14 protein-coding genes are annotated in these 18,513 nt (G+C 73.6%); 11 read left to right on the top strand and 3 right to left on the bottom strand.

Annotation, left to right across the window (positions count from 1 at the left end; all coding sequences use genetic code 11):
• Positions 1-149: 149 nt before the first annotated feature.
• Both QI554_RS36790 and QI554_RS36785 read right to left on the bottom strand, forming a co-directional pair.
• On the bottom strand, positions 150-485 hold the full coding sequence (locus QI554_RS36790; RefSeq protein WP_281476652.1) for an ArsR/SmtB family transcription factor: 336 nt from the start codon (positions 483-485) through the stop codon (positions 150-152).
• A 149-nt stretch (positions 486-634) separates the two neighbouring features.
• Positions 635-1,009, bottom strand: coding sequence for a hypothetical protein (locus tag QI554_RS36785; protein WP_281476651.1), 375 nt, complete (start codon positions 1,007-1,009; stop codon positions 635-637).
• A gap of 234 nt (positions 1,010-1,243) precedes the next feature.
• On the opposite strand from QI554_RS36785, the gene QI554_RS36780 reads away from it, so the two are divergent.
• Together QI554_RS36780 and QI554_RS36775 are read left to right on the top strand one after the other, a co-directional pair.
• Positions 1,244-4,933 carry a serine protease gene (locus QI554_RS36780; RefSeq protein WP_281476650.1) on the top strand — a complete coding sequence of 1,230 codons (3,690 nt, stop codon included), beginning with the start codon at positions 1,244-1,246 and terminating at the stop codon, positions 4,931-4,933.
• Positions 4,934-5,039: 106 nt separating this feature from the next.
• Positions 5,040-6,869, top strand: coding sequence for an ABC transporter ATP-binding protein (locus QI554_RS36775; protein WP_281476648.1), 1,830 nt, complete (start codon positions 5,040-5,042; stop codon positions 6,867-6,869).
• On the opposite strand, the gene QI554_RS36770 is transcribed toward QI554_RS36775, so the two are convergent.
• A complete protein-coding gene (locus QI554_RS36770) occupies positions 6,847-8,706 on the bottom strand; it encodes an eCIS core domain-containing protein (RefSeq protein ID WP_281476646.1) in 1,860 nt (619 codons plus the stop codon). The genes QI554_RS36775 and QI554_RS36770 overlap by 23 nt on opposite strands.
• A gap of 162 nt (positions 8,707-8,868) precedes the next feature.
• On the opposite strand from QI554_RS36770, the gene QI554_RS36765 reads away from it, so the two are divergent.
• The 9 genes from QI554_RS36765 to QI554_RS36725 all read left to right on the top strand — a co-directional run bounded on the left by QI554_RS36765 (position 8,869) and on the right by QI554_RS36725 (position 18,511).
• A complete protein-coding gene (locus QI554_RS36765; protein ID WP_281476644.1) occupies positions 8,869-9,663 on the top strand; it encodes an AfsR/SARP family transcriptional regulator in 795 nt (264 codons plus the stop codon).
• 59 nt (positions 9,664-9,722) lie between these two features.
• A complete protein-coding gene (locus QI554_RS36760) occupies positions 9,723-11,693 on the top strand; it encodes a phage tail sheath family protein (RefSeq protein WP_281476643.1) in 1,971 nt (656 codons plus the stop codon).
• Between the two features lies 1 nt (position 11,694).
• Positions 11,695-12,189 carry a phage tail protein gene (locus tag QI554_RS36755; RefSeq protein ID WP_281476641.1) on the top strand — a complete coding sequence of 165 codons (495 nt, stop codon included), beginning with the start codon at positions 11,695-11,697 and terminating at the stop codon, positions 12,187-12,189.
• Between the two features lie 3 nt (positions 12,190-12,192).
• Entirely contained in the window at positions 12,193-12,870 is a 678-nt protein-coding gene (locus QI554_RS36750) for a hypothetical protein (protein ID WP_281476640.1), read from the top strand.
• 446 nt (positions 12,871-13,316) lie between these two features.
• A complete protein-coding gene (locus QI554_RS36745) occupies positions 13,317-13,955 on the top strand; it encodes a hypothetical protein (protein WP_281476638.1) in 639 nt (212 codons plus the stop codon).
• Positions 13,952-15,088 (top strand): Pvc16 family protein, encoded by a 1,137-nt coding sequence (locus QI554_RS36740; RefSeq protein ID WP_281476635.1) that lies wholly within the window; start codon positions 13,952-13,954, stop codon positions 15,086-15,088. The genes QI554_RS36745 and QI554_RS36740 overlap by 4 nt, the downstream gene beginning before the upstream one ends.
• Positions 15,085-17,694, top strand: coding sequence for an ATP-binding protein (locus QI554_RS36735; RefSeq protein WP_281476634.1), 2,610 nt, complete (start codon positions 15,085-15,087; stop codon positions 17,692-17,694). The genes QI554_RS36740 and QI554_RS36735 overlap by 4 nt, the downstream gene beginning before the upstream one ends.
• The gene (locus tag QI554_RS36730; RefSeq protein ID WP_281476632.1) at positions 17,691-17,879 is read left to right on the top strand and encodes a hypothetical protein; all 189 of its coding nucleotides are present in this window, start codon (positions 17,691-17,693) and stop codon (positions 17,877-17,879) included. The genes QI554_RS36735 and QI554_RS36730 overlap by 4 nt, the downstream gene beginning before the upstream one ends.
• Complete coding sequence (locus QI554_RS36725; protein ID WP_281476630.1) at positions 17,876-18,511, top strand: hypothetical protein; 636 nt, start codon at positions 17,876-17,878, stop codon at positions 18,509-18,511. The genes QI554_RS36730 and QI554_RS36725 overlap by 4 nt, the downstream gene beginning before the upstream one ends.
• Positions 18,512-18,513 lie beyond the last annotated feature (2 nt).

Here is an 18,513-nt window from a genome sequence, read left to right as displayed (position 1 = left end):
GGGCCGCCCACGTGCGGGTCGCCGCCGGTCGTCGCGGGCTCGTGTGCGGGGTCTCTGTCGGGCTCCGGCGTCCCGCCGGCCCCCATCTCGCGCTCAGACACGCGGGCAACCTACTGGATGACGCCGACCTCCCGTCAGCCGACGCCCCGTCAGCCGACGTCCGCCTGACGGAGTTCGGCCAGCAATTCGGTCTGGCCGACCAGCAGCTCGGTGAGGATGCGGCGCGCGGCGCGCAGCAGCTCGGCCACGTCGCCGCCCGCGAGCGCGTAGCTGACGGTGTTGCCGTCGCGGATCGACACGACGATCCCCGAGCGGCGCAGCACCGCCAGCTGCTGGGACAGGTTGGACGGCTCGATGTCGATCTCGTTCAGCAGGTCCCGCACCGGCACGGGCCCGTTCTGCAGCAGTTCGAGCACGCGGATGCGCACCGGGTGTCCCAGCATGCGGAAGAACTCGGCTTTGGCCTGGTACAGGGGGACTTGCATACGGCAAACGCTCCCGCTGGCTTCGACGGCTGTGCGTCGATTCTTCCGCTTCCGGGGTCCGCCCGCCCCGCAGGGCAAGCCATCACGATGTCGGGAATTGAAGAAGTCTTCAATCGCAGGGCGTGCGGAGCCCCGGAAGCCGGGTCACGTCAGACTTCCAGCTCGGCCTCGATGCGCTTGAGCTGATGGCGGGCCATGGCCAGGTTGGCCGAGTTCTTGTCGAGCGCGAGGTACAGGAACAGCCCCGCCTTGCCGCGGCCGCGCAGCAGCCGCAGCAGGTGGTACTGCTTCCCGAGGGTGATCAGCACGTCCTCGATCTCGTCCTTCATGCCGAGGAGTTCCATGGTGCGCACCTTGGCCCGGATGACGTCGGTGTTGCCCGCCGAGGCGACGCCCAGGTCCAGTTCCTTGCCGCCGCCCATGGTGCCGAGCGGCATCCCGCTGGTGTAGTCGACGAGCGCCACCCCCAGGCAGCCGTCGATCGAGGTCAGGGCCTCTTTGAGCATGGTCTCGACATTGCTCATCTGCGCTGCGCTCCTTTTCCGTCCGGATATCTCGTCCGATGGTCGGTGCGACGCGGAGGGCCTTCGCCCCACCGGTCGCTGCGGACGCTACGCAGCCGCGTCGTCACGCCAGACGAGAATCCGCGACCTCGGGACCGGGCCGCCCGCGACCGGTACGATCCGCGCCCGCGAGGCCCTGCGCGCATGTCCATCAACCGCGCCCCGCCCGGGTGTTGCTCAACTACGATGGGCGATATGGGTGGTGGGGGGCGGCCGGTGGGCGGCGCGACCGCGCCCGACGGGCCGCCGGACCCCGCGCGGGTCGTGCAGCTCTGGGTCGAGCACGCCGACGGCAAAGGCGACTTCGGATCGGGATACGCCGTCGGCGGCCGGGCCGTGCTGACCGCGTGGCACGTCGTGAAGCGTGCCGTCGCGCCCGGCGACGGTGCCGGTGAGGGTGGCCGCCGAGGTTCGGTGCTCCAGGTGCGTTCCGCGTCCGCACCGAGCGGATCGCCGTACGTGCCCGCCCGCGTGGTGTGGTTCGGCGAGGCGTACGACGTCGCGCTGCTGGAGGCGGACGACGCGCTCGTGCCGGACCCCGTGCCCGAGGTCCCGTGGGGACGCCTGGAGGGCCCGGCCCCCGTGTCCTGCACCGCGGTCGGCTTCCCGGCCCGCGCCGCGGCGGGGCGGCTCCGCGACACCGACCAACTCATCGGCGAGGTCGCGCCGTTGGCCCTGCACAAGGCCCACCGGATCGCCGTCGACGCCCACGGCGCCGGAGGCGGGCACGAGTCGTGGGGCGGGTTCTCGGGCTCGGCGCTGTTCGCCGCGGGCGCCATGGTCGGCGTGGTCCTCAAGGTGTCGAAGGTGGCCGCCTACGGTGGCCGCCGGCTGACCGCCCATCCCATCGAACAACTTTGGAGGGAAGGGGAGTTCCGCGAAGCCGCCGCCCGGATGGGGCTGCACGGAACCCTGGTGCCCGTGCACGGCGGGACCGGGTGGAACCCGCTCGGCGTCCCGACGCGGCAGGACTTCGTCGAAGCGGTGTCGGAAGGCGTCCGGCTGGCCGGGCTCGCGCGGATCCCCGACCGAGCACGTGCCACTCTGCTCGCCCGAGTGCGCGAGGACTGGCTCCACGACTCCCTGGAGCGGTCGTTCCTCGACACCGTCCCCCTCGACGTCTCGTGCCGCCTCCGGCGCGACCTCGCCACGCACGCCTGGGCCCGCGACGACGGGTGGGCCGCCCCGCCGGAGCCCCCCGGACCGCCGCTCACCGCCGACGAGGTCTACCGCAGCTACCTCGTCCCGCCCGACCGCAGGCGCCTGCTCATCGTCGGCGCCCCCGGCGCGGGCAAGACGACCCTGCTGCTCGCCCTGGCGGACCGCCTTGTCGACGCCGCCTACCCCGACCGCGGCGCCGTGGTTCCGCTGCCGCTGCTGCTCCAGGACTGGCGCGATTCCGAAACGCCGTTCGCCGACTGGCTGGTCGAAGAGATCGGCAGCCACTACGGCGTCCTGCGCGCCGACGCCGTTGCATGGCTCTCCAGCGGCGGCCTGTTCCTCATGCTCGACGGACTCGACGAACTCCCGGCGGTACGGCGCCGGGACGCCCGAGCCCAGATCGCGGCCTTCTTCGCGGACCCGGCGTACAGCGCCGTCGGCATCGTCGTCACCTGCCGCGAAGAGGAGTACCGCGACGGTCCGCCGCTCAAGGTGCGCCACGCCGTGGCGGTCGAACCGCTCGACCGCGACACCGTGCTGCGCCGATTATCGGAGTCCCCGGACGACTTCACCGCGCTGCGCGACGCCGTGCGCGACGACGACGTACTCGCCGAGATCCTCACCACGCCGCTCATGCTGGGCATCGCGGCTAGCGCGCTCCGCGACGCCGACCCGGACACCCTGCCGCGCGGCACCGCCGACGAACGCCGTGCCCACCTCTACCACCGCTATCTCGAACAACTCATGCTGCGCCCACGCGGACTGCTCCCCGGTGTCGGGCGCGCGACGGCTGTGACGACCCTGGCCGCCGTGCGCGGCCTTGTGCCGCTGGCCCGCCTGATGGCGGCCCGCGGCGAAGGCGTCTTCTACCCGGACTGGATCACCCCGACCTGGATCGACGACGGCTACGCCGCGCGTCCGCCATGGCGGCCGAGTGCGGGGGAACGGGCGCGCACCGTCATGGCGATGGCCGTTCCCCTGCTGATGTTCGCCCTTGTGGCGGCACCGCTGTTCACCGCCGCCGGCCTGCTCGCGATGGGGGACGACGGGACCCGGTTCGCGGCGGCCGGCACGCTCGCGTTCGCGCTCGGCCGCGGCTTCGAGGTGCTGCCCGAACCGGCCTGGGCGCGCTGGACCTGGTCGTGGCGCGCGGCGGGCCGGGGCGCCCTCCAGGCGGTCGCGCTGACGCTGGGGATACTCGCGGTCGCCGCGCTGGTGCTCGGCTCGATCGCGAACGACATGATCGCCTTCTGGGTCATCGCCGGCGCGGCCACCGGCACCGCCGTCCTGCTCACGCTGCTGCTGAACGCCGAAGCGCGCAGCGGCAGTCGGGTGCGCCTGCTGCTCGTCCTCGCGCTCGGCGCCGCGGTGGGCGGGACGGTCGGCGGCGTCGACACCCCCTGGTCGCACGCCCTCGACCTGGAAACGCTCGCGCGGGGCTGGCCGGAGCTCGACGAGTACTTCGGCCAAGCTTTCGGCGCGCTGCCGGACGGGCTCTTCGACGGCACGAACGTCGGGCTGGTCGCAGGCGTCGTCGGCGCGTTCGTCGGCGGCTGGGCCGGCGGCGTCACGTTCGGCTTCACGTACGGTCTGATGGGGGCGCTACCCGGCACGCTCGTGTGCGGGACCGCGTTCGCCCTGGTGCACGGGATGGTGCCGGACCGCGAATCGCCCCCCGCCTCACCGTCGTCCGCGCTCCACGCCTCCGGGCGGGTGTCGCTGCTGGTCTGCGCGGCGTTCGCGGGCGGGGCCGGTGTCGCGTCGGCCGCGGTCGGGTGGCTCGGCGGGCCGCTCGCCGGGACGGCTGCCGTGGCGCTGGCGGCGTTCGCGCTGCTCGTCGGCAGCGGTCCGGCGCGGACCTGGCTGACGTACTGGTCGACGCGCTGGTCGCTGGCGGCACGTGGCGTGCTGCCGTGGCGGCTGGCACGCTTCCTCGACGACGCGTCCGAGCGCGCGCTCCTGACCCGTGTGGGCGGCGGATACCGCTTCGTGCACACGGAGTTCCGGGACTTCGTCGCGGGGCTCGACGAGCGGGACGCGGCGGCCGTCGGGCCCGACGGGGTGGTCACCGTCCGCGACGCGCCCGCGTGGCAGGGCGGGGCCTCCCGACCCGGCGGCGGAGAAGCGGCCGACGCGGCGGTGCTGCGCCGCTGGTGGGGCATGTCGGCGCCGAGCCGGGCACTGGGCCGCATCGGCTCGGCGGCGATCGCGGCGACCCGGACCCGCCCGGCGCGGTTGCTCGGCCGCGCGCTGCGCGCTGTCGGGACGGCGCTGCTGTGGGTCGCCGCGCGTGCCTGGCCGGCGGTCGTCGGTGGCTGGTTCGCCGCCGGGCTGGTCGCCTGGGCCACCGGCTGGGACGACATGTCGTTCCCGCTCATCGGCGGGTGCGTGCTCGCTGTCGGACTCCTTGAAGCCGTATGGGTGTTCGGCCTGCGTCCGGCGGGCCGGAGGCGGCTGGGGCGCGCGGTCGGCCTGGTCTTCGACTGGATGATCGGGAAGCCGCTCAAGGGGCTCGACGCCTGGCTCCAAAGGCATCCGCACGTCCGTGCGGCCGTCGGGTGGAGCGCCGTCGGCACCGCGGCCGGATTCTTCGTCAGCCGGATCATCGCGGACCTGCCCGGCACCGGCCCGGAGGTGGACGCCGCCGCGGGCTGGCTGCTCTCCGGCGCGGGCGGCGCGGGGACCCTCGTCTTCGTCCTCTTCCGCCGCGGCGTCCTCAAGTAACCCTGTGCAACGGCCGTTCAATTCTGGAACGCGGTTATTCAATCGCCCTGTTCGCCCCGATCCGGCAGCATGGACCCACCGCCTGCCAAGCCGTTGGAGGGGACACATGTCGGCGAAGGCGACCCCGACCGCCGCCGGTAAATCCAAACGCAAGCCCGCCGTGCTGCTCGCGCTGCGCTACTACGGCCGCGAGCTGAAGCGCAGCCGCAAGTTCTCCGTGCCCGCCCTGCTGCTTCCCGCGCTCGGGAACGTGTGCCTGTTCTACGTCGCACCGCTGATCGTCGGCGCCCTGGTCGGCCACCTGGCCGCGGGCGGCGAATCGGTCGTCAAGTACGTGGCGCTGTTCGCCGGCGTGAGCCTGCTCGCCGAACTGCTGTGGCGCATCGGCATCCACTGCCTCAACCGCACCGACGGCCGCGGCATAGAGAACCTCTACGTCGTCGGAATGGACGAACTGCTGGCCAAGGACGCCGCGTTCTTCCACGAGAACTTCGCCGGATCACTGACCAAGCGGGTCCTCAGCTTCGCGTCGCGCTACGAGGAGTTCGTCGACACCCTCGCGTTCTCCGTCGTCGCGAACATCATCCCGCTGCTGTTCGCGTCCGTCGTGCTGTGGCACTACGACCCCGTGCTCGTCGCCGTCCTCGTCGGCCTGATCGTGGTCTCGGGATGCGTGATCGCACCGCTCATCCGACGCCGCCAGCAGCTCGTCGACAAGCGCGAGGCCGCGTACGCCCGCCTGTCCGGGCACGTCGCCGACAGTCTCGCGAACATGGACACTGTCCGCGCGTTCGCCGCCGAGGAGCAGGAGGCCGCCGAGCACCGCACCCGGGTCGTCGAGAGCCGCAGGGCCGCGGTGCGTTCCTGGGACTACGCCAACCTGCGGATCGACACGATCGTCGCCCCGCTGTCGGTGGCGGCGAACTCGCTCGGCCTGCTGCTCGCCGTCACCTTGCGCGGCGGGCTCGGCGTCGAGGCGATCGTCGTCGCGTTCACCTACTACACCAACGCCACGCGCATCATGTTCGAGTTCAACCAGGTCTACCGGCGCATCGAGAGCTCGCTGACCGAGGCCGCGCAGTTCACCGAACTGCTCCTCGAGGCCCCGACGGTGACCGACCCCGCGGTGCCGGAACCGCTGCGCCCGGCCGCCGCCGACGTGCGGTTCCGCGACGTGACGTTCGGCTACCCGGGCGGCAAGCCGCTGTTCAGCAACCTCGAGCTGGACGTGCCCAGCGGGTCGAAGCTCGGCCTCGTCGGGCGGTCCGGCGGCGGAAAGAGCACGCTGACCCGGCTGCTGCTGCGCTTCATGGACGTCAGCGACGGGCGGATCACGATCGGCGGCCAGGACATCGCCAAGCTCCGCCAGGCCGACCTGCGCAGCATGATCGCGTACGTCCCGCAGGACCCCGCGATGTTCCACCGCACCCTGCGCGACAACATCGCGTTCGCCCGCCCCGACGCCTCGGAGAAGGAGATCCGCGCCGCCGCGGAGGCCGCGCACGTCACCGAGTTCGCGGACGGGTTGCCCGACGGCTTCGACACCCTGGTCGGCGAACGCGGCGTCAAGCTCTCGGGCGGCCAGCGCCAGCGCGTCGCACTCGCCCGCGCCATCCTGCGCGACGCGCCGATCCTGCTCCTCGACGAGGCGACCAGCGCGCTCGACTCGGAGAGCGAACTGCTCGTGCAACAGGCCCTGTGGGAGCTGATGGACGGCCGCACCGCGCTCGTGGTCGCGCACCGGCTGAGCACCGTGGCGCGCATGGACCAGCTGGTCGTGCTCGACCAGGGCGAGATCGTCGAGAAGGGCACGCACGGCGAACTGCTGGCGCTCGGCGGGACGTACTCCCGACTGTGGCGCCACCAGTCGGGCGGCTTCCTGGACGGCGAGACGGACGCGGCACCCGGTGCCGTCAGAACCGCGCGCCCAGCGTGACGCCCAGACGGAACCAGTGCTCGGCGGGGGCGTCGAGGCGCATCGTGGCGGCGCCCTCGACGCCGAGCACGCCGACGCCGCCGCTCTGGTACCCCCACCTGTAGCCCGCCGAGAGCCCTCCGCTGAGGTACGCGCCGGTCGGGTCGGATCCCCCGAACGCCTCGTGGACGACGCCGCTCTCACCGAAACCGCCCCAGGTGAAGCCGCCGCTCGACGGATGGTTGGTGTGCGCGATCCCGAACCGCACGCCTGCGAGCAGTGCCGCGCGCTTCTCCGCGACCAACAGCTGGCCGTGGGCGCTGAGCAGGACGTTCAGTTCCCGGAGGCGGTCCTGTGACAGGGCGATCCCCGCGCCGACGTCGAAGTTGAAGGAACCGCCCGCGTACGTCGAGTAGCCGGCGCCGACACTGATGTCGAACGCGGCCACCTGCGGGCGTGCGAGCTCCCGTAGTTCGGCGCGGCAGGGCCAGCCGTTCTGGACCGCGACCGCGTTGAGGAACGCGGTCGCGAAGCTGTAATGCCGCCGGTGCAGCAGCGACAGGTCGCCGAACACGCCCTGCCGGTTCATGTAGGACCAGTCGTCCCCGAACACGCGCGCCGGGTTGGCGTTGGTCGCCGGGTCCTGAAGGGACTTCTCCGGTTCGAGGTACTCGTCACCGGCCCGCAGGGCCAGGTGCCCGGCCTCGTGCCGCCAGGTCCGGACGTCGTCGCCGTAGAGCACGGCGCTGCCGGAGTGCCCGCCGGCCAGGGTCGGGTAGACGAACGACCGCCCGCGAAGATGGCTGACCGCGATGTCGTAGTCCGGAGTGCCGCCGCCCCTGATGACCTGCACCCTGATCGGCATGTGCTTTCCCACGCAAGGCGTCTTTCCGCCGGTGGGGCAGCCCGACCACTCGACGGTGTACCACTGGCTGAAGAAGGTCTCCAGCTCCCTGGTGAAACCGTCGCCGACACGGCTGATGAGGTTGGCGTCCGTGGTGTCGGCGGGGACGAGACCCGGCTCGAGGTATTTCAGTTCACCCTTCCGGGCGCCGCGCACGTTGACCTTGATCGGGACGATCACCTCACAGGTCGAGGGATCCCAGGTGACGTTCATGGCCGCGTCGTGAAGGTGCGTCACCTTCTTGCCGTGGAGCTCTCGCTCGGCGTCCTCGGCGGTGGCGAACGTGGTGCGCCTGACCTCGCCCTCCCAGGTGCCGAACGCGCCGGGGTGCGGAGGGGATTTCTCGTCGAGTGTGTCGACGGTGACCGCGGTGCCTTCCCGTGGCGACCGCGCGATCACGCTGACCCCCGAGCGGGCGGTCGGCGCCACGTGGGCCCGTCCGCCGTCGAGCACCGCCGACGCCGCGTGGTCGGCCGCGCGTTCGGACGCCTCGGCGGGGTCGGAGACCCGCCACGCGCCGCCCGGCCGGTGGTCGCCCTGGCCGCGCTGCTGGATGACATGGCTCAGCTCGTGGACGAGCAGGCGCATGCCCGGCCGCGTCCCGGGCGCGAACTGCCGCTCCCCGAAGGCGATGTCGCGGCCGCTGGTCCACGCCCTCGCGCCGAGCGCCCGGGCCGAGGCCGCGGCCTCGTGGCCGGTGTGCAGGCGTACGTCGCCGAGGTCGGTGCCGAACCGCGGTTCCAGCGCGCGGCGCAGCGGGTCGGCGAGCGGGGCCGGGCTGGACGCGTGCAGCATCCCCAGCGGATCGGCGGCCTGTTCGGGTGCCCGCCTTGCTTGCGTGTTCGTGGCGCCGCCGTGGCACGAGCACCGGCTGCCGCACGCGCACGGCCCGTTCTTCTGCTTGGTGTTCTCGGCGGTCCGCGCGGAGGGGGCCTGGGCGTAGCTGGCTGCCATCTCGTCATGGTCACATCGGGATCAAGCGGGCGACAAGGGATTCACTCGGATGGATTAGTACTTGCCGGTCATGATCCGTGGTGCAATTGAGGGGCAATTGTCACTGATCCGACCGTCCGGCGGTGCGGCACCGCGGCGGTCGGCACGGGGGAGCTGATGCGCATGTCTGCGGTACGCCTTTGCCTGCTCGGGGGATTCCGGCTGACCCGCGACGGAGGGCCGGACCCGCGCGTGACGACGGGCCCGGGGCGCCGGCTGCTCGCCTACCTCGGCATCCACGGCCGGGTGCCGCGCGCGGAACTGGCCGGAGTGCTCTGGCCGGACGCGAGCGAGGCGCACGCCATGGGGAGCTTGCGGACCGCGTTATGGCGGCTGCACCGGCTGCCCGGACCGCTCGTCACCTGCGAACCGGAAGTCCTGGCGCTGAACGAGTCCGTTGTGGTCGACGTGCGGGACCTGGTCGAGAGCGCGCTGCTGCTCGCGGGCGCCGACGGGCTCACGCGGACGCAGATCGAGGCTCCTTACGCGGTCGACGAGCACGGCGGCCGGGTGCTGGCGGGCGGCGAGCTGCTGCCCGGCTGGTACGACGAGTGGGTGCTGCACGAGCGGGAGCGGCTGCGGCAGTTGCGGCTCCACGCGCTGGAGGGGCTGTCGGCGCGACTGGTCGGGCAGGGCCGGTTCACGGCCGCGCTGGAGGCCGCGTTCGCTTCGGTGCGGCTCGAGCCGCTGCGGGAGAGCGCGCACCGCGCGGTGATCGCCGTGCACGTCGCCGAGGGGAACATGTGCGAGGCGGTGCGCCACTACGAGGCGTACCGGGCCTTGCTGGGCCGGGAGTTGGGGGTGGCACCGAGCGCGCGCCTGGCCGCGATGGTGCCGGCGGGCGCGCTCGCGGCGGTCTCGCTGCCGATTCCACCCGCTCGGACGAACCGGAGTGATGTCGGTGTGACGGCTGGGTGACGGCGGGCGGGAAAAACTGGGGCCTCCAATCGTCCGGTCGCTTCCCGGCGGGAGCACACATGCCAGTTCAGCCCCTGCACCCGGGTGTCTACATCCAGGAACAACGCTCCGGCGTCCACACGATCACGGGCCAGTCCACCTCGGTCACCGCGTTCGTCGGAGCCGCTCGGCAGGGCGTGACGAACACCCCGGTGTCCGTCCGCTCCCTCGCCGAGTACGTGCGCGTGTTCGGCCCACCTCTGGATGCGCTCCGGCCGATGGGCCACGCCGTCGGCCACTTCTTCGCCAACGGCGGCTCCCAGGCCCTCGTCGTGCGCGTCGCGGGGCGTGACTCGGGCGGCACCGCGGCCGCGCCCGCCACCGCGACGCTGTCGGGCGCGGGCGGCTCGGCGGTCAAGCTGGCCGCCCGCAGCCCCGGCACGTGGGCCAACCGCCTCGGAAACGCCGGGCTGGAGGCCGAGGTGCACTACGGCACCTCGCCCAACCCGGGCGACCAGTTCACCCTCGTCGTGCGCCAGCGCGGGCAGGACCCGCGCACGGGCGCGACCGTGCTGGTGGCCGAGGAGACCTACGCGGGCCTGTCGATGGCCCCGCACCACCCGCGCTACGTGCTGACCGCGCTCGCCGACTCGCAGCTGGTCACCGCGGAGGTCACGCCGCCGGGCACCGCCCCCACCGGGCAGGCCACCTCGGTCTCGGCCAAACTCCCGGCCGCGACCGTGCAGATGAGCACGGCCAACGGCACGCTCCGCGTCGCGGTCGACTACGCGCCACCGACCGACCTGGTCATCGCGACCAACGCCACCCCCGCCGCCAAGAGCCTCGACGACATCGTGACGGCGATCGACACCGCCGCCGCCTCGGCCGGGCTGTCCGTCGACGCGTCGCACGACACCGACCACATCACGCTGACCACCACCGGCCCCGGCGGCCCCGGCCGCGCCGTGACCGTGCTGATCGCGCCGAGCGGAGACGCGGGGCAGTCACTCGGCCTGGGCCTGTCGAACCATGGCACCGAGGTCTCCGGCGCCGCCGTGCTCCGGCCCACCGAGACGGGTGCGCCCGTCCCGTTCACCGGAGGCACGGACGGCATCGTCGCAGCCGACGACGTGGTCCCGCAGAACGGCAAAGGCGGCATCTACGCGCTCGACGTCCTCGACTTCCCGCGCTTCAACCTGCTGTGCCTGCCCGACGTGCCGATCAGCGGGCCCGACGAGTCGACTCCGTTCCGGTCGCAGCAACTGTCGAAGGCCCTCGAGTACTGCCGCAAGCAGCACGCCTTCCTCCTCGCCGACACACCGCCGAACTGGCTCTCCGGAAGCAACGAGACCAACCCCGGCACCGGGGTGCTGGGCGGAGAGACCGGCGCGCACGGCGCGGTGTACTACCCGCGCATCACCGTCACCGAGTCGGCCCCGGGCGGCGGCACCACCACGCTGTCGCTGCCGACCTGCGGCGCGGTCGCCGGCATCATGGCGCGCACCGACGCCAACCGCGGTGTCTGGAAGGCCCCGGCCGGCCTGACCGACGCCGGGATCAACGGCATCTCCGGCCTGTCCACGCACACCGACGACGACGTGTCGGACGTGCTCAACCCGAAGGGCGTCAACGTCCTGCGGGTCTTCCCCGGCGCGGGGAGCGTGCTGTGGGGCGCGCGCACCCTGGCCGGCTCGGACGTCCTGGGGTCCGAGTTCAAGTACATCCCGGTGCGGCGGCTCACCGACTACATCGAGACGTCCCTGTTCCTCGGCACCCAGTTCGCCGTGTTCGAGCCCAACGACCCGGACCTCTGGGCACAGCTGCGGCTCGCCGTCGGCACCTTCATGCGGAGCCTGTTCCGGGCCGGCGCCTTCCAGCGCAGCACGAGCGGCGCCGAGTCCGACAGCTACTTCGTGATCTGCGACGACACGGTCAACCCGCAGTCCGAGATCGACCTCGGCAAGGTGAACGTCGTCATCGGCTTCGCGCCGCTCAAGCCGGCGGAGTTCGTGGTGCTCACCATCACCCAGATCTCCCGCCTGGAGGCGTGACATGGCCCAGTTCACCGTCAACGCGACGCGGTTCGACCCGTACAAGAGCTTCATGTTCCGGGTGAAGTGGGACGGCCAGTACGTGGCGGGCCTGTCCAAGATGGGCGCGCTCAAGCGGTCCACCGCCGCCGTGACGCACCGGGACGGCGCCGACCCGTCCCACGACCGCAAGAGCCCCGGGGTCACCAAGTACGACGCCGTCATGCTGGAGCGCGGCCTCACCCACGACCCCGAGTTCGAGAAGTGGGCCAACCTCGCGCACTCGCTCGAACGACCGCAGTCGCTCGCGAACTTCCGCAAGGACCTCATCGTCGACCTGTTCAACGAGTCCGGGCAGAAGGTCATCTCCTACAAGCTGTTCCGCTGCTGGGTCTCCGAGTACCAGGCGCTGCCCGCGCTCGACGCGGCGAGCGCGGCCGTCGCCATCGAGTCCATCAAGATCGAACTGGAGGGCTGGGAACGCGACACCTCGGTCACCGAGCCCAAGGAGCAGTGACCCATGGCGGCGACCACGCCGCCCGCGACCGCGCCGCCCACCGCGACCACGGTGCTCGGCGCCATGCGCGGGCGGCACAGCGAGATGGAACAGGTCGCGGCCCTGCTGGCCGCCGTCGGCCGCGACCCGGCAGACACCTCACTGGGGGAGGCGGACCGCGTGCTGCTCGGCCTGCACCGCACCCTGTGCGGCGACGACGTCCGGCTCGTGCTGCACTGCGGCGACTGCGGCGCCGACAACGAGGTCCGGCTCGCCGCCGACGAACTCCCGGCCCCCGCGCCGCGCTGCGCCGTGCGCGGGACCGGCGGGCTCCGCGAACCGTGTGTCGCCGACCTCCTCGGCCTGCCCGACGACCCCGAGGAGGCCACCGCCGCGCTGCTCGACCGGTGCACCGTCGGCGTGCCCGCGCAGCGGCCGCGCCCGACCGACCTGGAACTCGTCGACGACTCGCTGTCCGGGACGATGGACTGCGCCTGCCCCGACTGCGGCACCACAGCGTCCTGGAGCGTCGACGTCCAGGCGCTCGCGCTGCGCGGCCTCGGCCGCGCCCTCGACCGACTCGACGAGGACGTGCACCTCATCGCGTCCGCCTACCACTGGGAGCTCGCGGCCATCGAAGCGCTGCCCGACGCGCGAAGGCGGCGCTTCGCGGACCTCATCGCCGAAGGACGGCGGCCGTGACCGCCATCGCGGGCCGCGGTGGCGCGGTGAACTCCGGTGCGGCGCACGGGGGAGGGCCCGGCGGGACAGGCGACGCGGGGCACCGCGCGGCGGCCTCGACAACCGGGGCGACCCCCGGCGCGGCGGGCGCAGGTGCGCGGATGCTGGCGCGTGCGGCGCGTCCCGCGTCGGGCACCGCGTGGAGCGGCGATCCGTTCGCCGAGTCGGCCGTGGCGACAGGGTCGGCGGGGCCGCGGATCGAGGCACAGCTAACGGGCCCTAGCGATCGAGGGCCCACACCCCGAACGACAGCGCACACCGGGTCGACCGCGCCCGTTTCCGCTCCGGAGGGGCCGAGGGATCCGCACATCGCCGACGACCCGGCGACTGGTTCGTTGCTGACCGAACTGGATGCGCCGTGGCGGAACCCCGTGGTGGCGGCGGGCGGTTCGGTGCGGCGTCCCCGCGTGCGCGCGACCAGTGTGCCGAGCGGTGCGGAGCACGCGACCGGCGCGATGGTAGAGGCGTACGGCGGGGCCGCCCGCGAACTCGCCGCGTGGGCCTGGCCGGACGAGCGGAGCGGCGGTGCCGACGCGCGTCCGGCGTCGGGTCGTGGTGGCGACGTGGTCCCGGCACACGCGGGCGAGAGTGGTGGCGCGGACGGGGGCGGGCCCGGAGGGGCGTCGGCGGCCGGGTGGTCGCCTGCCGAACAGGCCGTTGCCGCACCGTCCGTGGCTCGCAGGGTCGAGCCCGACCGCCCCGCGGGCGGCAGCGCGGCCGAGGCGTACCTCGCCCGCGTGGCGGCACTCGTCGACCGGCAGCGGTCCGATGCCGTGCCCGGTCTCCCGGCCGCGTCGGAACGCGCACCGAGCCCGACCGCGGCGGCGGTGCCGGGCCGGCCGCCCGCACCGGGCCCGACAGCCGCGCCGGGCCGAGGTGGCGCCGAGCAGGCGCCCGCCCCTGCGGCGAACGCCGCGACACCCGTCGTGCGCATCGACCAGATCTCGATCGTCACCCCCGCCGCCCCGGCACCCGCGCCGGACCCGATGGCGTCCATCGCGGGCCTCCGTCGGCCCGTTGAACGTCGGGCGGGGGTGCGGCGATGACGACCAGCGCGCTCGGCGTCCAGGTCGTCGACGAGACGCTCAAAGCCATCACCGTCAGGGGACTCGCCGACGCGGGGGTGAACCCGCCTCCGGGCATTACCTTCGGGCCGCTCGACCGCACCACCGACGGGGCGCGGCTCAACTGGTTCCTGTACCGCGCGGTGCCGAACGCGGCGTACCGGAACATGGAGCCGCCCGCGGCGCGCACCCGCACCTCGCGCGGCGCGCCGCCGCTCGCCATGGAGCTGCACTACTTCCTGACCAGCTACCCCGGCGCGCTGACCGACACCGGCGACCAGGACCAACTCGCCCACATCGCCCTGGCGTCCGTGATGCGCTCGCTGCACGAGCACACCACCGTCGGGCCCGGCTCGCCGTTCCTGCCGCAGCCCGTGCCGCGCCTGCACGAGCCGTTGCGGATCGTCTGGGAGCCGCTCGACCTCGACACCCTGACCAAGGTGTGGACCGCGGCGTCGCAATCGCTGCGGCTCTCCGTCGGCTACGTGGTGTCGCCGGTGTTCATCGAGCCCCAGGTCACGCATGTGGTCGGGCCGCCGGTGCGCACCGTGGGCGTCCACGTGCTGCCGAGCGCGGGGGCCCGGCTGACCGATGCCGTCCCGCCCCGGGTCGGCGGGCCCGCGACGACGACGGTGCGGCTGTCCGGGGCGACCGCCGCCACGCGGCTGATGCTGGCCGCCGAGCCCGGCGACCCGGCACCGGCGCCGTCCGACGGGTGGCCGATGACCGTGGTCTCCACCGGGCCCGGGGCCAGCGTGCTGCGGCTGCCGCGCAACGACCTCATGCCGGGCGTGCGGCGGCTGTTCGCGGCCACGCCGGTCGACGGGCTGCCGCCGAGTGCGACGGCCTGCACCGACTCCATCGCGCTGACCGTGGAGCCGATCGTGCTGTCGGCCTCGGGCCCGGTGCGCGCGGGTGCGTCCGCGACCGTCACCACCGCGCACTGCGACGACGACACGCTGGTGTTCGTCGACGGAACGGCCGTACAGGCCACGGCCGTCACGCCGGTGTCGGTCACGTTCCCGGTGCCGGCGGACAGGACGGGCGACCGTGCTCTGGCGCTGCGTTCGCGCGGTGTCACCGGGCCGCCGACCACGGTGACGGTGACGCCGTGAACGGGAGCGGCCACGTGCTGAGCGGCAGCCGCCGCGAGACGACCACCGGCACGAGTGAGGCGGTTCCGGCGGGCCCGCTCGACACCGGGCTCGACGCGCTCAAGCTCGCCCTTACCGGGTACCTGACCGCGCTCGACGCCCAGTGGCGCGAACTCGGCCCGGGCCCCGGCGCCGTGGTCGCCGCTGCGGGTGTGCGGCGCGTCGTCGGCGCGGAGGAGGCGGCGCGGTTCGCGGAGTTGACCGCGTGGCAGGCGGCCGCGCGGTCGGACGAGTCTTCGGCGCGGATTGTGGAGCGGACGGAGCCGCAGGCGTCGTGGCACGACGACCACTTGGTGCGCATCGCCGCGGCGCTCGGCCTCGACGACGGCGAGCGTGTGACCGTGGCCGCCGCGTGGTGGGCGGAGACCGAGCCGCAGTTCGCGGTCGCGTTGGGCTGTGCTCACGACGACGCCGCGCGGCGTTACGCGTCGGCGGGTCTCCTGCGACTGCTGCTGGCGCCGTACGGTCTGCGGCTCCCGGCCGCGTGGGAGGACGGCGACCGGCTGGTCCGCGGCGGCGTGCTGGCGCCGGGTGCGGGCTGCGACGGCCCGTTGCGGCTGACCCCGACCGCGCGGCGGATCCTGGCCGGATGCCCCGAGGCGGACGTGTGCCCGACGGAGGCACCTCCGGCACGGCACGACGAAGTGCGCTTGCGGCTGGCGGAGTTCCTCTCGGCGCCGAGCGCGGTGTCGCCCGGCGTGAGCGGGCCGGTGCCGCAGGCGGCGCCCGCGGCGGCTGGACGTGGCGTGGTGGAGCCGCACGCGTCCCGACCGGGCCTCGCGCAGAGGCTCGCGACGACCGCCCCCGCAGCCGCACCGCTCGGCGGCCCGATCGCGGCACACGCCGTCGCCGAACCGGACCTCACAGCCGCATCGGGCGCGAAGGCGGCTGATGCACCGGATCCCGCTCGTGGCACCGCGCCCGCCGCCATCGCCGAGGCGGACCTCGTGGCCCTGCCGGGCGCGAAAGCGGCCGATGCGCCGGATCCCGCTCGTGGCACCGCAGTTGCCGCTCACTCAACACCGTCGTTCGCTGCGCCCGCCGCCGTCGCCGAGGCGGACTCGGTGGCCCTGTCGGGCGCGAAAGCGGCTGATGTGCCGGATCCCGTTCGTGGCACCGCGGTTGCCGTTCACTCGGAACCGTCGTTCGCTGCGCCCGCCGCCGTCGCCGGGGCGGACCTCGTGGCCCTGTCAGGCGCGAAGGCGGCTGACGCGCCGGATACCCGCCCCGGCGGCGCGGCGGGCGCGGGTTTGCCGCGTGTGCTCGCCGTGCCTGCCCTCGGTGCCGTACTGCTGCGAGGCCCGGCCGATGCCGGGATCGCCGCGCTCGCCTACGCGGCCGTGCGGGCCGCCGGGCGGATTCCGGTCGCGGACGGGCGGTCGCGGGCGGAACTCTCCTTGCTGGCCCGGACCGGTGCGGGTGTGCCGGTGGTGCCTGCGGCGGCGCTCGGTGAGCTCGGGTGGCGGGAGGGCGACGGGCCGCTGGTCGCCGTCGGCGCGCCCGGTGACGCGGCGGTCGGTGCGTTCGCCGTCGACATCGCCGCCGCCGATCCGGCGCAGCGGGCCGCGCATTGGCGGACCCGGCTGCGGGAGGCGGGCTTCTCCGACCGTCAGGCGCGGGCGCAGGGGCGGGAGTTGGCGGCGCGGCTGGCGTTCGGCGAGGAGGGGATCGACGCCGTCGTCGAGGCGTTGCGTGCGCAGCGGCGTTGGTCGCCGGGGCCGCCGCGGGCGGCGGATGTGTGGCCCGCGGTGCGGCGTACCGCGCGGCACGCGCTGCACCGGCTCGCGGCGCCGGTCGTCCCGGCGTTCACGCTCGACGACCTGGTGCTGGCGGAGGACGTGCGGGCGCAGTTGGAGGAGGTGGTGGCGCACGTCCGGCTGGCGCCGCTGGTGTTCGACGACTGGGGGTTCCGGCGGCGGATGCCGCGCGGGCAGGGCGTCGCCGCGTTGTTCTCGGGGCCGCCCGGGACCGGGAAGACCATGGCCGCCGAAGCCGTCGCGGGCGCGTTGGAGCAGGACCTGTACCGCGTCGACCTGTCGGCGGTGGTGTCGAAGTACATCGGGGAGACCGAGAAGAACCTCGCCGCGGCGTTCGACGAGGCCGAAAACGCCGCGGCCGTGCTGTTCTTCGACGAGTGCGAGGGGTTGTTCGGCAAGCGCACCGAGCAGCGGGACGCGCACGACCGGTGGGCCAACCTCGAGGTGGACTTCCTGTTGCAGCGCGTCGAGTCGTTCACCGGTCTGGTGGTGCTGGCGACGAACAAGCGGGCCGCGTTGGACGAGGCGTTCCTGCGCCGCCTGAGGTTCTCGGTCCGGTTCGACGTGCCGGGCGTGGCGGCGCGGGTCGAGTTGTGGCGGCGGTGTCTTCCGGACCGGGTGCCGCGTGAGGGGTTGGACGCGGAGGCGTTGGCGCGTCGTGAGCTGGCCGGCGGGTCGATCGCGAACGCGGCGCTGGCCGCGGCGTTCCTGGCCGCCCGGGAGGGCGGGGTGGTCGGCCCGGCGCAGGTGGCGACGGCGCTGCGTCGCGAATACGACAAGCTCGGCAAGGCCTGGACGGAGGCGCCATGACGGGTGGAGGCGCGGACGGTCTGCGGTTGACCGTCCCGGTGACGGCGGCTCCCGCGGCGCATCTGCTGCGCGGGGCGATCGCGGACGCGGTGGCGGGGCGCGGGGTCGGGAACGGTCCGGAGGCGCAGGTGGCCCGGGCGGTGGCGCGTGCGGTGTCGGCGGCGCGGGCGGAGGCGGCGCGGTGACTCTGCTCCGGGGCATGTTGATCTCGTACCAGGACGCGTTCACGGGCGCGCTGCCGACGCTGGTGACGTTCCAGTACAACCCGACGGAGGTGACGCGGGTCTTCGGCAGCGAGCGCACGCCGGGCCGGGAGCAGCCGGGCGGGCAGCCGCGGACGGTGGCGAGCGCGCCGCAGGAGAAGTACTCGCTGAAGCTCGAACTCGACGCCACGGACGGGCTGGAGCGTGAGGCGCCGATCACGATGGCGGCGGGGATCTCGCCGCGGATCGCCGCGCTGGAGATGCTGATGCAGCCGGTCGGCGGGTCGATTCTGGGTGCGGCGGTGGCGTCGTTGCTGGGGCAGGGCGCGAAGGGGCAGGCGATTCCGCCGTTGAAGGTGCCGTTCGTGCTGTTCGCGTGGGGGCCGCAGCGCATCACGCCGGTGCGGGTCGAGGCGTTGACGGTCCGGGAGACGGCGTTCGACGCGCTGCTGAATCCGCTGCACGCGACGGCGGAGATCTCGTTCACCGTGCTGCGCAAGGCCGACGTGCCCAAAGACGACAAGGTCATGGTGATGGCCGCGGCGTACTACCAGGTGCTGCGTGAGACCAAGGCGGTGCTGGCGCCGTTGCAGGCCATCGAGATGGGAGGGTAGCC

It is taken from the genome of Yinghuangia seranimata (assembly GCF_029953285.1).
GTDB lineage: Bacteria > Actinomycetota > Actinomycetes > Streptomycetales > Streptomycetaceae > Yinghuangia > Yinghuangia seranimata.
Note: the sequence above shows the minus strand (reverse complement) of the source record. Positions and strands in the feature narration are given on the sequence as shown.

Excerpts from the sequence above, each read along its gene's own strand:
- QI554_RS36770 (WP_281476646.1), bottom strand. The coding sequence starts at position 8,706 with ATGGCAGCCAGCTACGCCCAGGCCCCCTCCGCGCGGACCGCCGAGAAC.
- QI554_RS36765 (WP_281476644.1), top strand. The coding sequence starts at position 8,869 with ATGTCTGCGGTACGCCTTTGCCTGCTCGGGGGATTCCGGCTGACCCGC.
- QI554_RS36780 (WP_281476650.1), top strand. The coding sequence starts at position 1,244 with ATGGGTGGTGGGGGGCGGCCGGTGGGCGGCGCGACCGCGCCCGACGGG.
- QI554_RS36730 (WP_281476632.1), top strand. The coding sequence starts at position 17,691 with ATGACGGGTGGAGGCGCGGACGGTCTGCGGTTGACCGTCCCGGTGACG.
- QI554_RS36775 (WP_281476648.1), top strand. The coding sequence starts at position 5,040 with ATGTCGGCGAAGGCGACCCCGACCGCCGCCGGTAAATCCAAACGCAAG.
- QI554_RS36750 (WP_281476640.1), top strand. The coding sequence starts at position 12,193 with ATGGCGGCGACCACGCCGCCCGCGACCGCGCCGCCCACCGCGACCACG.
- QI554_RS36790 (WP_281476652.1), bottom strand. The coding sequence starts at position 485 with ATGCAAGTCCCCCTGTACCAGGCCAAAGCCGAGTTCTTCCGCATGCTG.
- QI554_RS36755 (WP_281476641.1), top strand. The coding sequence starts at position 11,695 with ATGGCCCAGTTCACCGTCAACGCGACGCGGTTCGACCCGTACAAGAGC.
- QI554_RS36740 (WP_281476635.1), top strand. The coding sequence starts at position 13,952 with ATGACGACCAGCGCGCTCGGCGTCCAGGTCGTCGACGAGACGCTCAAA.
- QI554_RS36785 (WP_281476651.1), bottom strand. The coding sequence starts at position 1,009 with ATGAGCAATGTCGAGACCATGCTCAAAGAGGCCCTGACCTCGATCGAC.
- QI554_RS36760 (WP_281476643.1), top strand. The coding sequence starts at position 9,723 with ATGCCAGTTCAGCCCCTGCACCCGGGTGTCTACATCCAGGAACAACGC.